The 14,113-nt window shown below is 30.0% G+C and carries 14 protein-coding genes; 6 read left to right on the forward strand and 8 right to left on the reverse strand.

What is annotated here, in order from left to right:
* The first annotated feature begins 158 nt into the window (after positions 1 to 158).
* From GQF29_RS04025 to GQF29_RS04040, 4 genes are all read left to right on the forward strand, one after another.
* Positions 159 to 1,001, forward strand: coding sequence for a hypothetical protein (locus GQF29_RS04025; protein WP_008788056.1), 843 nt, complete (start codon positions 159 to 161; stop codon positions 999 to 1,001).
* On the forward strand, positions 994 to 1,491 hold the full coding sequence (locus tag GQF29_RS04030) for a hypothetical protein (protein ID WP_008788055.1): 498 nt from the start codon (positions 994 to 996) through the stop codon (positions 1,489 to 1,491). The genes GQF29_RS04025 and GQF29_RS04030 overlap by 8 nt, the downstream gene beginning before the upstream one ends.
* A gap of 13 nt (positions 1,492 to 1,504) precedes the next feature.
* Entirely contained in the window at positions 1,505 to 2,113 is a 609-nt protein-coding gene (locus GQF29_RS04035) for an ATP-binding cassette domain-containing protein (RefSeq protein ID WP_008788054.1), read from the forward strand.
* 473 nt (positions 2,114 to 2,586) lie between these two features.
* Positions 2,587 to 2,769, forward strand: coding sequence for a hypothetical protein (locus GQF29_RS04040; RefSeq protein ID WP_008788053.1), 183 nt, complete (start codon positions 2,587 to 2,589; stop codon positions 2,767 to 2,769).
* 145 nt (positions 2,770 to 2,914) lie between these two features.
* On the opposite strand, the gene GQF29_RS04045 is transcribed toward GQF29_RS04040, so the two are convergent.
* A complete protein-coding gene (locus GQF29_RS04045) occupies positions 2,915 to 3,835 on the reverse strand; it encodes an alpha/beta hydrolase (protein ID WP_008788052.1) in 921 nt (306 codons plus the stop codon).
* Between the two features lie 83 nt (positions 3,836 to 3,918).
* Here GQF29_RS04045 and GQF29_RS04050 point away from each other — a divergent pair, with 83 nt between their 5' ends.
* On the forward strand, positions 3,919 to 4,422 hold the full coding sequence (locus GQF29_RS04050; protein ID WP_008788051.1) for a flavin reductase: 504 nt from the start codon (positions 3,919 to 3,921) through the stop codon (positions 4,420 to 4,422).
* A gap of 61 nt (positions 4,423 to 4,483) precedes the next feature.
* Positions 4,484 to 5,164, forward strand: a complete 681-nt coding sequence (locus GQF29_RS04055; RefSeq protein WP_008788050.1) for a DUF421 domain-containing protein — start codon at positions 4,484 to 4,486, stop codon at positions 5,162 to 5,164.
* 54 nt (positions 5,165 to 5,218) lie between these two features.
* Here the strand turns inward: GQF29_RS04055 and GQF29_RS04060 are convergent, their stop codons facing one another.
* The 7 genes from GQF29_RS04060 to GQF29_RS04085 all read right to left on the reverse strand — a co-directional run bounded on the left by GQF29_RS04060 (position 5,219) and on the right by GQF29_RS04085 (position 14,109).
* Positions 5,219 to 6,820, reverse strand: coding sequence for an ABC-F family ATP-binding cassette domain-containing protein (locus tag GQF29_RS04060; RefSeq protein ID WP_008788049.1), 1,602 nt, complete (start codon positions 6,818 to 6,820; stop codon positions 5,219 to 5,221).
* A 120-nt stretch (positions 6,821 to 6,940) separates the two neighbouring features.
* Complete coding sequence (locus tag GQF29_RS18950; protein ID WP_008788048.1) at positions 6,941 to 8,242, reverse strand: leucine-rich repeat protein; 1,302 nt, start codon at positions 8,240 to 8,242, stop codon at positions 6,941 to 6,943.
* On the reverse strand, positions 8,229 to 8,363 hold the full coding sequence (locus tag GQF29_RS18800) for a hypothetical protein (RefSeq protein ID WP_017144122.1): 135 nt from the start codon (positions 8,361 to 8,363) through the stop codon (positions 8,229 to 8,231). The genes GQF29_RS18950 and GQF29_RS18800 overlap by 14 nt, the downstream gene beginning before the upstream one ends.
* 350 nt (positions 8,364 to 8,713) lie before the next feature.
* The gene (locus GQF29_RS04070; RefSeq protein WP_017144121.1) at positions 8,714 to 10,108 is read right to left on the reverse strand and encodes a polysaccharide deacetylase family protein; all 1,395 of its coding nucleotides are present in this window, start codon (positions 10,106 to 10,108) and stop codon (positions 8,714 to 8,716) included.
* 44 nt (positions 10,109 to 10,152) lie between these two features.
* On the reverse strand, positions 10,153 to 11,607 hold the full coding sequence (locus tag GQF29_RS04075; RefSeq protein WP_008788046.1) for a UDP-N-acetylmuramoyl-L-alanyl-D-glutamate--2,6-diaminopimelate ligase: 1,455 nt from the start codon (positions 11,605 to 11,607) through the stop codon (positions 10,153 to 10,155).
* Between the two features lie 67 nt (positions 11,608 to 11,674).
* Positions 11,675 to 12,694 (reverse strand): PTS sugar transporter subunit IIC, encoded by a 1,020-nt coding sequence (locus tag GQF29_RS04080; RefSeq protein WP_008788045.1) that lies wholly within the window; start codon positions 12,692 to 12,694, stop codon positions 11,675 to 11,677.
* A 47-nt stretch (positions 12,695 to 12,741) separates the two neighbouring features.
* Positions 12,742 to 14,109 carry an MATE family efflux transporter gene (locus GQF29_RS04085; RefSeq protein WP_008788044.1) on the reverse strand — a complete coding sequence of 456 codons (1,368 nt, stop codon included), beginning with the start codon at positions 14,107 to 14,109 and terminating at the stop codon, positions 12,742 to 12,744.
* Positions 14,110 to 14,113 lie beyond the last annotated feature (4 nt).

Consider the following 14,113-nt stretch of genomic DNA (forward strand, 5'->3'; position numbering starts at 1 on the left):
TTCGCCTCCTATATACATCTTCTATTTTACACTATATTTCAACAAAAAAGATGCCACTTTTACGCCATTTTGTGCACTTTTTAAGCCAAAAGTCCGTTTTCAACATTTTTAGTATAGAGTTTAATTTTGATTTGAGTTATCAATAAAGGAGGAATAATATGAAAAAACTCAAAGCATTATGGTTGCCTTTTTTAACAAAAGAGAAAGCCTTATTTATTCTCTTTATTTTCATTCTTATCAATATATGTATCTATGTTGCTTACAACAGTTCCATCTATTCATATGATGGTTATATTGAAACATATTCACAAGCTGGTTTAGAATTCTTTTATTATTTGCATTGCATAGGTATAAATCCCTTTTTGTTTATGGTTATGATGCTTTTGATACCAAATATAATGTCATATGATTTCTTAAATATTCATCAAAATCATACTTCATATTTCATAGAAACCCGACTTCATAAAAGTCAATATTATAAACATATTTTCATAAGAAATATCTGTTTATCCTTCTTCATAACATTTATTATTGAAATTTTTATTCTTTTAATAATTCATATTTTCTATGCACCTATTCAATTTAATACGATGAATTATCCAGAACTATACTATCGAAAAACTCAAATTCTTTCAAGCAATGAATATCTGAGTTTATTTGCATTTATTAACCTAACAGCAATAGGATATGCTTTAGTATCAAGTTTAGTGTTTTCACTACAAGTCATAATTACCAACAAATACATTTATCGTTGTTTTGGTGTCATTTTTGGAATACTTCTGGTTTTAATACCTGCTCTTGTTCAAGGATATTTACCTATATCAGAAACTGCTTTTATTTTTCAAGTCAATAACATCGTTGCTTTAGGAATGGAAAATGTTCGACCCAATCCCTTTGGTCTTTCACATTTTGGATTATATATGTCATGTTTCATTATTTATAGTTTCATAAGTTATTTTGCTTATCACAAAATGCTGAAATGGAGAAAACATTATGATTAAATCATTTTATCGTTTAGTTGATAAAAAAATGATTGCTTTACTCATCCTGATGTTAGTGATATCGCCGACACTTTGTGGTAAAAACACCTATACAATTTGTTTAATATATTCGCATTATTTAACAATTTATATGAATAATGTCTATCTCTTGATGATGTACCAATATGCATCACGATGTCAAACTTTATCCGCTTATATAATTACACGAATTGGACAACAGAAATTCTATCAAATTGTTTACTGGATATTTATAAGTATTGGTTTGCTTTACACTATCATTATTTATATCAGTTATTATTTTTTCTTTGGTGCCATTCCATCAGAGTCATTTTTATTCACAATCTATTTTATGATTATAAATATAATTGTGACTGGTCTTGAAAGTACACTTATATATTTACAAGTTGGTACCAAAAAGAATTTACTTTATTTGATTTTCCCTATAATTATCAATGTCTTATTTCATTTTTTATATACAAATTTATACTAAAGGAGAATATCATATGTTAGAAATACATGATTTAACCAAAAAATTTCATCAGCATACTGTTTTAGATCATTTAAACATGATAGTTCATAAAGGTGACTTAATCTACATTCATGGCATTAATGGGTCTGGGAAATCTACACTTTTTAAATTAATCTGTGATATCTTAGAACCAGACAATGGGTGTATTATATTATCAGAACAGGCTCATATTGGAGCACTTATTGAAAATCCAGGTTTTTTAGAACGAGAGACTGGTATGTATAATCTCAAATTCTTAGCTCACCTCAATCATCATTTTTATGAAGACAAAATTATGCAACTTTGTAATGACTTCCAACTTGATATTCAAAGCCATACCAAAGTAAAAGATTATTCATTAGGTATGCGGCAAAAGCTTGGAATTATTCAAGCACTTATGGAAGATCAGAACTTTATACTATTAGATGAACCAACAAGAGGTTTAGATGAAGATTCAGTGAAAGCTTTTTGTCACCTTATTAATGATCTTCACAATCAAAATAAGACAATTATTATTGCTGCTCATGAATATCTTAGAGAAATTCATTATAATAAGATTCTGCATTTAAAAAATGGTCTATTAATTGAAGATGAAGTATTATAAAGTTTTGTTTATATATATTTGTATTGTTTTTGGATTACTTCAATTGTATGATTCATTAACTGTTACACAAATACTTATACATTATCCATATTTCGATTTAAAATATTTTATCTTTCTATTTATTCAATTTTTCTGGGTTACATTGCTTTTTCAATATGTTTATCAATACATCTCCTTATATACACTCATATGTATAAGATTGACAAAAAAAGACTTTATTCGCATTTGGATAACTAAATTTGTGCAATTTTCTCTGTTTTACTACTTCCTGCATATTGCAATATTTTTATTCTTTTCTTTACAAATACCTCTTTTTCTATTATCCTTAAACCTGTTCATAGAAAGTCTAAGCCTTGCTTTTATTATACATTTTCAAAAAACCTGGGATTATAGTTACATTTTTATCATTATTGTGATGATTTGTATTCATTTTGTAGTATAATAAAAGTATAAAGAAATGAGGGATAACATATATGAGTAGTATAGACAAGGCAAATGATTTGATATATGAGACTTTAATGTCTCTCATCGAATTTAATAACAGTGATTTATCGCTTAAACAAAAAAAAGAAGTATCTGAAATTATTGATAATTTAGAAGAAGTGCGACATATACTCTTTGAAATGAAAAATGAAATTAAATCGAGTGTTTCATAAATGAATAGTTATACTTAAAATATTTTTTATATTTAAATAACACTTAGACTAAAAAAAGTTTAAGTGTTATTTTTATTATCATAGTGCTTTTTCCTTCTAAAAAAGTATAATTGATGAAAACGTTGGTTGAATTCATGTTTCACTTCTATTCGTATTTTTCAATAAAGCGAAATATTGTTTGATAATAAAGTTCTGAATTCACCGAGCAACTATTTGCATGACCTGCTCCTTGAATAACTAATTTCTCTTTTGGACAAGTTGCTGCATTATATAATTCATTAACCATTGAAAAGGGAACAAAATTATCTTCAGCACCATGTATAAATAACATAGGTGTTTGGCTTTTCTTAACCTGTTCAATAGGTCTTACATCTTCAAGATAATAACCAGCTCGTATCTTGGTTACAAGACTTGCCATATGCAATGCCACTTCACTTTCAATGTTATTCATATCAATATGCGCCTTAAAAATATCCCATACACTTGTATAGCCACAATCTTCGATAATTGCTTTCACCTGGTGTGGAAGTTTTTCTCCTGCCACATCCATAACTGTTGCCCCTCCCATAGAGACTCCATATAAAATAATAGAAGCATGAGGATCTTTAGAAAGTAGATAATCAATCCATTGAATAATATCTTCTCGATCATCCCAGCCCATTCCAATATAATCTCCTTCACTAAAGCCATGACCTCTTAAATCTGGTATCAACAAGTTATATCCAGCCTTTTTCATCTGTTTAATAGGTGAAATGATACTTGCTCCATCTCCACGATAACCATGAACCATAATCATATAGATATGGCTATTTTGATCAATATAAGCAGCATGCAAATTAAGATCATCCTGACTTTTCAAAGAAACATTGACACTATTTTCACTTAACCATTGTCTAGACTCTTGAGCAACTTCTTCGTTAGTTTCTATTTTTTCAGAAATATTGTGTTTAGAATAAGGATTCAATGTATAATCATATAAATAATTTCCAACATATAGAGAAATACAGGAAATAAATAAAACAATAATGATCATAGTCACAGTTATAATTTTTGCTATTTTTTTCATTTCACTCACCTACTTTATTTATAGACTTTTTCTTCTGTTTCTTGCATATATTATGTTATAATCTTATGCAAGGAGGAATTCGTATGACTTTTCAAAAAATAGATATTAAAGATTTAAACATGAATGCTTTTCAAGCTATTGGAAAAGATTGGATGTTAATTACTGCAGGTGATCAATCAGATGTAAATACAATGACTGCATCTTGGGGTGGTATTGGTGTCCTTTGGGGAACTGATGTTGTAACAGCATATATTCGTCCACAACGTTATACCAAAGAATTTGTAGATCAGCAGAAATGTTTTTCGCTTTCTTTCTTTGACGGCCACAAAAAAGAACTTGGTGTACTTGGCAGTGTTTCAGGTAGAGATGCAAACAAAATCAAAGATGTTGATTTTCACATCACATATCTTGAAGATGTTCCAACTTTTGAAGAGGCTCATCTTGTCTTTATTGTTGAAAAACTATATGAAGATACAATAAAACCGGAATGCTTTTTAGACCGATCTCTTGATACAAGATGGTATCCAGATAAGGATTACCATACAATGTATGTTGCAAAAATCAAAAGCATTTATAAGAAACAATAAAGGCGAAAGCCTTTTTTGTATAAATTCTTTTTTTATCTCCATATTATATATGGTGATAAAAATGATTTTAGAAACAATATCTTTAGCTTTAATATCTTTAGTTGTCTTATTTATTCTAACCAGATTAATGGGATATAGACAAATAACACAACTAAGTATGTATGATTATATTATTGGTATTACAATTGGGAGTATTGCAAGTGAAATGGTCGTTTTAGATGATTTCAATAATATGCTTCGTCCCCTCACAGGTATGATCATTTATGCTCTATTTACAATCATACTTTCTTTGTTATCACGTTCTTCACTAGCTATTAGAAAATTTATTGAAGGAAACCCAATAACTTTATATGAAAACAATAAAATTGATAGTACTGCACTTGCTAAAGCAAGAATTGATGTCAATGAGTTTTTAATGCAATTACGTATTCAAGGTTATTTTGATTTAACACAACTTGATACTGTCATATTAGAAACCAATGGAAATATTTCCGTTTTTCCAAAGTCTCAATACCGACCTGCCATTGTTAATGATCTTCCAGTCAAACCACAAAGAGAAAAGCCTTCTCTTTCTCTCGTTATTGATGGACATATTCTTAAGGATCAGTTAGCATTCATTGAAAAGGATGAAAAATGGCTGATGAGTCAGCTTAAAGTTCAAGGTTATCAAAGTTATGATCAATTATTATTGGTGTTATGTGATCAAGACAACAATATTACATCATATGCAAAAAGAAATTAAAAAAGACAGTACTTGTCTTTTTTTATTTGAAAGATTATATAAAAAGATGAAAGCTTATGCTTCCATCTTTTCCTTATACTCTAAGAACTCATCATATGATGATAAACGATCTAAACATCCATTTGCATTCAATTCAATAACACGTGTTGCGATAGTTTGTACAAATTGATGGTCATGAGATGAGAAAAGAATATTTTCTTTAAATCTCATTAAACCTTCATTTAATGCTTGAATTGATTCCAAATCTAAATGGTTTGTTGGTTCATCTAAAATTAAGACATTGCAGTTAGCCATCATCATTTTCGCTAACATACATCTTACTTTTTCTCCACCTGATAAAACATTAGCCTTCTTTAAAGCTTCTTCACCAGAGAATAACATTCTTCCTAACCAACCTCTTAAATCTTGATCGTATACATCTCCAACCGCATATTGTCTAAGCCAATCTACAAGAGATAAATCACAATTATCGAAATATTCGTTATTATCTTTAGGAAAATAAGACTGAGATGTTGTCACTCCCCATTGGAAAGTTCCTTCAAAATCAGTAATTTCACCTGTAATAATTTTAAAGAATGTTGTTACAGCAAGTTCATTATCCGAAACAAATGCAACTTTATCTTTAGGTGAAATAGAGAAAGATATATGATTTAAAATCTTTTCTCCATTCAATTCATATGATAAATCTTCAACATTTAAGACAATATTTCCAACTTCTCTATCAGGTGTAAATCCAACAAAAGGATATCTTCTTAAAGAAGGCTTGACATCAACCATTTCTAAATTATCTAATAATTTTTTACGTGATGTTGCTTGTTTTGCTTTAGAAGCATTAGCACTAAAACGAGCTATAAATTCTTCCAATTCTTTTTTCTTTGCTTCTGCCTTTTTGTTAATTTCTTTTGCTTGTTTTGCCATCATCTGAGAATATTCATACCAGAAATCATAATTTCCTACATACAATTGAATTTTACTATAATCAATATCTGCAATATGTGTACACACTTTATTTAAAAAGTGTCTATCATGAGAAACGACAATAACAGTATTTGGGAAATTTAATAAAAAGTTTTCTAACCAGTTAATACTTTTTAAATCTAAATGGTTTGTTGGTTCGTCTAATAAAAGAATATCAGGATTTCCAAAAAGTGCTTGCGCTAATAAAACTTTAATTTTTTGTTGATCTCCCAATTCTTTCATAAGAACATGATGAAATTCACCTGTTACACCTAATCCATTAAGCAAGATTTCAGCATCTGTTTCTGCATTCCATCCATCCATTTCTAAGAATTCACCTTCAAGATCAGCTAATTCTAAACCATCTTCATCATTAAAGTCAGGTTTACTATATAACTCCTCTTTTCTTTGCATAATCTCAAAAAGACGTTTATTCCCCATCATTACTGTTTTTAAGACATCTTGTTCATCATAAGCAAAATGATCTTGTTTTAAAACAGATAATCTTTGTCCTTCTGTAATAACAACATCACCTTTATTAGGTTCAATTTCTCTAGATAATATTTTTAAAAATGTTGATTTCCCAGCTCCATTTGCCCCAATAATTCCATAACAATTTCCTTCAGTAAACTGTATAGAAACATTCTCAAATAAAGCACGATCTCCATATTGTAATGAAACATTTTGTGTTGATATCATGTATATTTCTCCTTTATTGAAAGTCCACTCTATTATACATGAATAAATATATTTTTCAACTCAACATAGGCTTTCTTTTTAAAACAAAAAAGAAGATTTTCTCTTCTTCTTTAAGAATAATTAGTTTTCTCTTTTCATTTTCTTACTTATTATTATAATTGCTGTACTCAACATCATCAAAAGACTCAATCCTAAAACAAATGTATTATCACTTGTCACAGGTGTTTGACTTTGATTCTGAGTTTGTTCTTCTAAAGAACCACTATTTTGAGAGTCATTGGTTTGTGAATTATTGTTTTGTGAATCATTAATAATAGGCTTCTTTAAAACTGTAATATCAAATTCAATGGATTGTCCAGCAAATTGCACCAATATATCCTTATCACTTACCATTAATGCTCTAGCAATAGAAAAATTGAAGTCACTTTGAGAAACATTATCATATTCAACTATCTTATGGCTACCATTACTATAATTCACTTTTACCTTTAGACCAGCTGGATCAAAGATTTCTCCTTCTGTATAAGTCGTTTTATATGGCATTTGTACTATTTCTATACCCATGATATCAAGTCTATCAATATTTATACTCATGTTGTCAGTATGTCCATTGAGGTTAGCTTCAATTTGCAACTGATTTTTTTCTTCATCACTAATAAATAATTGATTCCCTATGATTTGTGTCTTATCTGAATGTTGACCAACCAGTTGATATTCAACATTTTTATAATTTTCTGGTATTGTCATCACTGATGAAGACTGTCCACTTTCATCATAAACAGCAAACGAGGTCTTAAAATAATCGTTTAAATTAACTGTACTATTTAAAGTTGTTGTCATTGCAACTTGCTTTGCTTGAATATGAGCTACACCACGATATATTTGTATGGGATGCCCTACATTTGTTGTAGTTGTATTTATAGCTGTAAGAATCTGATCATTTATCACTTCATCTCTTGCACCAGTCATAATTAAAACCTTTGATAAATTGGGATCATACTGAAAAGTATTTTTATTTATTGTTTCAATGCCATTTGGTAATGTCACTTCCTCTAATTGATTACAATACCAAAATGATGATCCACCCAACAATTGTATATTTTTAGGAAACACAACAGATACCAATGAACGGCAATTGAGAAAAACATTATTTTGTATCTTTGTCACACTATCAGGAATGTGAATAGACTCTAGTCTACTACAATCACGAAATGCCCCAGTTCTAATATCTGTTAATTGACTTGGAAATTTTATCGTTTTTAAACCTGAACACCCTTCAAATGCAGCATCTTTTATAACTGTTATACCATCAGGAAGTTCAATTGATGTTAAATTTTTACAATTTTTAAAAGCAGCACTCTCTATACTCTTTAAAATATCTGGCAGTGTAATTGATGTTAAAACAGTATTATCTCCATCCACATAAAATAATCGTATATGTTAAACCATCTTTTTTAAAAGTATTATCCACCGCAAAAACATTGATTGTTGCAAATGATACTATCATAATCATTGTTATAAATAGAGTTGTTATTTTCTTCATAAAATTTTCCCTTTCTTCAATAAAATTACTTTTATAATCTTATCTGTATAACTTTTATATAATATCTGATATCCCATCCCCCTTTGATTTCTATTTTTTAATTATAACAAGTTATATTTACTACTTCTTGTATGATATGGTACATATCAAAATAAAAAAGTAAATTCTTCAATTGAAAAATTTACGTTTATGCTTATTATCAAGCTTTTCCACTAACCGCATTTATATTATCTATAAAACTTAATAACACATCACAAAAAGAGTCTTATCAACTGCAATAGATAAGACAAAATTGGCTTTTTAAATATTGATTATATTAACTATTTAACCTCATTCTTCAACAGAGAATTTTAATTTTGAACTGTATGATGAAATGTCGGTGAATATTGATCAACAACTTCAAATTGATAACCTTTTTTAATAAGATAATCCAATATAGCAGGTAAAGCTTTCACTGTATTTCCCTGATTAGCACTGTCATGCATTAAAAACATAATATCTTCTTGGCCATTTACCTCTTCAATCGCTTTCTTCTTAAGACCTTTAATTGTTTTAATTCCTTCTCCATCTCCATTAATACAAGTCCAATCATAATATTGATATCCTAAATCTATCACTTTATGTGTTAGTCTCTTCATAATTCCAACATTATATTTTTTAGAAACAAGATTACTTGATCCCCCTGGGAAACGCATATAGGTGGTATATTCACCTGTTTGTTCATAAACCAGTTCCTTAATTTTATTTAAATCATTTATATAATTTTTAAGAGAACTATATATCAATTCATAATCATGACTATACGTATGCAATCCTATTGTATGTCCTTTTTGATAAGCCTCTTTAATATAATGAGCATCTTTAGGTGAAGTCCCTGTCACAAAAAAAGTTGCCTTAATATGGTATTCATCTAAGATTTCTAATATTTTCTTGGTATTTGGTGATGGTCCATCATCAAATGTAAGATAACAAGTTTTCACACCATCTTTCTTAGCTTCTCGATTATCATATTGACTTAAAACTTCAACATCTCTAGTATATGTTTCTTTATTACCATTATGGTCTTCAACATGATAATAAACTTCATATTCACCTGTTTTTCGAATATTCAAATTCGAATCATCAATTGTTAAAGTTGGATTTTTATCATGATCATCCTTTATGACAATGCCTTTTTTTAAATCAATCTTATCACCTATTAACATTGTTAATTTATCTAAACCAGTTATTGTGGGAGGTTCAGTGTCCCGTTCTTCTACCAACACATAAGCATTTTTTTCTGTTTTGTTTTCAAATGCATCTTCCACAACAACAATAACTCGATATGTTTTGATTTCATTAAAGAGATAATCTTCTTTAAAATAAACAATAGTCTCTGAATCATCTTGGATATTTTTAACCAATGTTTTAGGATCAACACTATCATTTCTTAATATTTTAGTATTGACTGTTTCGAATTGAGGAGGCGTAGTATCATCAATAAAAACCTTTAAAGTAAAGACTTTATCATGATAGATATATTCAATCTTATATTCTCCTATCTTTTCATTATTAACATGATTTTCTATTTGTATCTCTTTAATATTCATGTGTGAAACTTCTTCAATATATTCATATGGTTTGACCTCATCATATAATGATAAATGGATTTCATCTTGAAAAAAATGAATACGTGGTTGTTTTACAAAATAAACAACCAATATAACTGCTAATACTCCAATTATGGAAAAAAGAATTTTCTTCATATGTATCACCAAGATACTATATGCGAGAAAACCCTTTTTCAGTCCTATATATGAAAATAATCTTCAATAATCTGTTTTTCACTAAATGGTAGAGGTTCATTTTGCAATATCTGATAATCCTCATGTCCTTTTCCTAAACATAAAATAACATCATTCGCTTCAGCATGTTCTAATGCATAATGAATAGCTTCTTTACGATCTTCAATAATGACATAATCGCCACCCACACGATGAATACCAGTCACAATATCCTCACAAATTTGAGAGACATTTTCACCACGTGGATTATCAGCGGTCAATATAGAAAAGGCTTTATATTTAGCAACAATTTCTCCTACATCATAACGACGTTTCACATCACGATGTCCCCCTGCACCATAGACACAAAGTATACGATGTGGTTGATAATCCATAATTGTTTGGAGAATACTTTCAAATGATAATGCATTATGAGCATAATCTATCATCACTGTATATTTTTGGCCAACAGGTACAATTTCAACTCGACCACGTACTCTTACTTTCTTTAATGCTTCTTTTATATAATTTGTTTCAATCCCTAACAGATGACAAAGGATAATCGCTACAAGTGAATTATAAACACTAAAATGACCAGGAATATCTGTTTCAAAATTCGCATCAATGAGTCCTGATGTTTGGAAAGAAACACCTAAAGTGCCTGTTCCTTGAGACAAATGAATTTGCGATGCTTTTAAATCACTTTGTTGATGTAATGAATAAGTCTTTATATCACACTTTGCTCCTTTAATCATATCTTCATAATGTTCATCATCACGATTGAAGATTCCGACTTTACACATTTGAAATAGCATTTTCTTACATGCCATATAATGTTCAAAAGAATGATGCTCATGTTCACCAATATGATCTGGTGAAAGATTTGTAAAAACACCATAATCAAAATCAATTCCAGCTACACGATTTAACATCAATCCTTGTGATGAGACTTCCATAACGCAATATTCACAGCCACATTCTACCATTTGTCTCATGAGTCTTTGAAGTTCAAAAGATTCTGGAGTTGTGTTTTTGGTTTTTTGGAACTCTCCATTCACAATTGAACCTATTGTTCCAATAATACCAACTTTTTTGTTCGCTTTTTCTAAAATCGATTCCATCATATAAGATGTTGTGGTTTTTCCTTTTGTTCCAGTAATACCAATAACGGTCATTTGACGACTAGGATGTTCAAAAAAAGCACATGATAAAAGTGCCAATGCCAATCTTGCTTCCTTTACACGAATGTATGTAATGCCTTCTTGAAAAGGAACATCATGTTCAACAACAATGACACGTGCGCCTCTATTGATAACCTGATCAATAAAATCATGTCCATCAACATTAGCACCAGGAATACATACAAACAAACTTCTATCTTGAACAGTTCTTGAATCATAATCAATTTGACTCACTTCCTGATTCAAATCACCTTGTAAGACTTGATAATTCATTTCATTTAACAATTGTTTTAATTTCATTTTTTATCACCTTTCTTATTATATCTGTTTTTAAATACAAAGAAAAGAAAAAATCATCCGAAGATGATTATAACCTTGTCAGTTTCATATCGCCACTTTTTATGTAATTTAATTTACGGAAGGCACGATACATACTCCAACAAATTGCCATAGGAACAATAATATCTAAGATGATCAATGGAAGCCAGTATGACGTTCCCATCACTTGAACAGCCTCTAAAATACCTACCAAACCTGCTGTTCCCATACCCGAACCAACAGCAGTACATTTTATTCCTAAAATAGCACTTGATATAACTCCTGTTATAAGACTAGCAATGATTGGAGGTAACCAAATAATAGGGCGCTTGACAATATTTTTGAACTGTAACATACTTGTTCCCACTCCGATTGCAATGACATCCCCAATTGAATTATCATCCATTGACATAATAGCCAAGCCAACCATCTGTGCGCAGCATCCTGCCAAAGCCGCTCCAGCTGCAAGACCATCTAACCCTAACATAATACCTATTGCTGCAGAAGATATTGGTGCCGTTAAAGCCATCCCCATAAGAACAGCAACAACCATTCCCATGAATATAGGTTGCATATTTACACCTTGATTAATCAAATTGCCTATCCATACAATGACTTGAGTTATATATGGACCAATGAACTTTGTCATAAGCCCAGCACAAAGAATAGATGTAAAAGGGACAAGCAGGATATCTAAAGGCGTTTTCTCTTGAACCAGTCTTGTTGCTTCTACAGCTAAAATCACAGCTAAATAAGCAGAAATTGGATTTCCTACAACAACTGCAACATTCCCATGACTGATTGAAAATGTCCCTGCACCAATTGCTCCAGCAATAACCGCTGCAATCATATTTAATCCTTTGGCATCTAATACAAAAGCAATCCCTACACCAATCGCAGGTCCCATTAAATAAGAAGCCATCTGTCCCCATGTCACAAGATCATTCCAATGAATTGCATATCCAATCTGTTTTAAAATTGTTCCTATAATTAAACTTGCAAAAAAACCATAAGCCATACCATTTAATGTTTTCACAATATAATTTTCTTTTTGTGATGAACGTGCCATTTAACCACCCCTTCATACTCACATCATACACTTTTTTACTTTTTGTTTCAATAAACGACTTCATGACTAATTGTCATATTTTTAGCCCATCTTCCCTTCTTAAAGAAATATGTCGCAACAAACAATTTAAGAAGGTCACACGATTCAACGATGGCATAAAGCATAACCAATGGAATATCAAAAAACACTGACAAGAGAGTTGACAATAAAACACCTGCACACCATAAAAACCCCGAATCCATTAACATTGTTGAAAAGGTATCACCTCCTGCCCTAAGTGTAAAGAAAATACATACATTATAAACATAAATAGGCAAAAGGATAGATTTTATTGATAATAAAGAAACAATTGTCTGTTTAATAATATCCTCTACATTATAGAAAGAAGCAATAACTGGTGCTACAAATATCAATGTTGTTCCCATAACAATACCAATCATAACTCCAAATGTTAATAGTCTATAAGAATTCGTTTTTGCTTCTTCAATTTCGTTTGCTCCTAAACGATTTCCAATTAATATAGAAATAGCACTTGATAATCCTCCAAAAACTATATAAGCAATTTGCATAACAGTATCAACAACACTTATTCCTGAAATCAAACTTTCATCACAACGCATATAAGAAAGAAAAATCATGGTTAAACCTAGGGAATAAAGAATTTCATTAACTGTTAAAGGAATTGCCTTTCTAACCATTGAACAGATCAAACTCATATCTAAATGCAATAAACCATGAATGGAAAAATGAAACATATGTTTCTTTCTCAACAAAATAACCATATAAATAAACATTTCAACAAAACGAGCAATCGCTGTTGCAATCGCCACTCCCTGTACACCTAATACTGGAAAACCAAAATGACCAAATATCAGCATGTAATTTAAAGTTGTATTGGTAGCAACAGTAATTACACCAACCAATAATTGTATTTTATTAATACCTACTGCTCTAAGTGCCATCATAATACTAAAACTAAAGGCAAATGGAACATATGTAAGAACTGCATACTGTAAATATTTTAAACTTTCCTCAATAACAACAGGTTGACTTGAAAATATTTCCATAAGCTGTCGAGGAACAATGAGTAAAGCAAAAACAAATAAAGCAGCAACCAAAAAACCACAAACCAAGTTAATATTCAAAATCTTTTGACATTTTTCCTTATTTTTAGCACCATAGTATTGAGCAATAAAGATACCAGCTGCCCCACAAATTCCAAACATAGTAGAATTAAATATCAAATAAACACGATTAGCAACTGTGACAGATGTTAAGGCTAAACTCCCAACACTTCCTATCATAATATTATCTATCAAGTTAACAAAACTTGTCACAAACTGTTGAGCCATAATTGGCAATGCAATCGCAAGTGTTGCTTTATAAAAAGCTTTATTTCCAAAAAACTTCCTCATACTT

The sequence above is a fragment of the Coprobacillus cateniformis genome, from assembly GCF_009767585.1.
In the GTDB taxonomy this organism is placed as follows: Bacteria; Bacillota_I; Bacilli_A; order Erysipelotrichales; family Coprobacillaceae; genus Coprobacillus; species Coprobacillus cateniformis.

Excerpts from the sequence above, each read along its gene's own strand:
- GQF29_RS04025 (WP_008788056.1), top strand. The coding sequence starts at position 159 with ATGAAAAAACTCAAAGCATTATGGTTGCCTTTTTTAACAAAAGAGAAA.
- GQF29_RS04030 (WP_008788055.1), top strand. The coding sequence starts at position 994 with ATGATTAAATCATTTTATCGTTTAGTTGATAAAAAAATGATTGCTTTA.
- GQF29_RS04035 (WP_008788054.1), top strand. The coding sequence starts at position 1,505 with ATGTTAGAAATACATGATTTAACCAAAAAATTTCATCAGCATACTGTT.
- GQF29_RS04040 (WP_008788053.1), top strand. The coding sequence starts at position 2,587 with ATGAGTAGTATAGACAAGGCAAATGATTTGATATATGAGACTTTAATG.
- GQF29_RS04045 (WP_008788052.1), bottom strand. The coding sequence starts at position 3,835 with ATGAAAAAAATAGCAAAAATTATAACTGTGACTATGATCATTATTGTT.
- GQF29_RS04050 (WP_008788051.1), top strand. The coding sequence starts at position 3,919 with ATGACTTTTCAAAAAATAGATATTAAAGATTTAAACATGAATGCTTTT.
- GQF29_RS04055 (WP_008788050.1), top strand. The coding sequence starts at position 4,484 with ATGATTTTAGAAACAATATCTTTAGCTTTAATATCTTTAGTTGTCTTA.
- GQF29_RS04060 (WP_008788049.1), bottom strand. The coding sequence starts at position 6,820 with ATGATATCAACACAAAATGTTTCATTACAATATGGAGATCGTGCTTTA.
- GQF29_RS18800 (WP_017144122.1), bottom strand. The coding sequence starts at position 8,363 with ATGAAGAAAATAACAACTCTATTTATAACAATGATTATGATAGTATCA.
- GQF29_RS04070 (WP_017144121.1), bottom strand. The coding sequence starts at position 10,108 with ATGAAGAAAATTCTTTTTTCCATAATTGGAGTATTAGCAGTTATATTG.
- GQF29_RS04075 (WP_008788046.1), bottom strand. The coding sequence starts at position 11,607 with ATGAAATTAAAACAATTGTTAAATGAAATGAATTATCAAGTCTTACAA.
- GQF29_RS04080 (WP_008788045.1), bottom strand. The coding sequence starts at position 12,694 with ATGGCACGTTCATCACAAAAAGAAAATTATATTGTGAAAACATTAAAT.
- GQF29_RS04085 (WP_008788044.1), bottom strand. The coding sequence starts at position 14,109 with ATGAGGAAGTTTTTTGGAAATAAAGCTTTTTATAAAGCAACACTTGCG.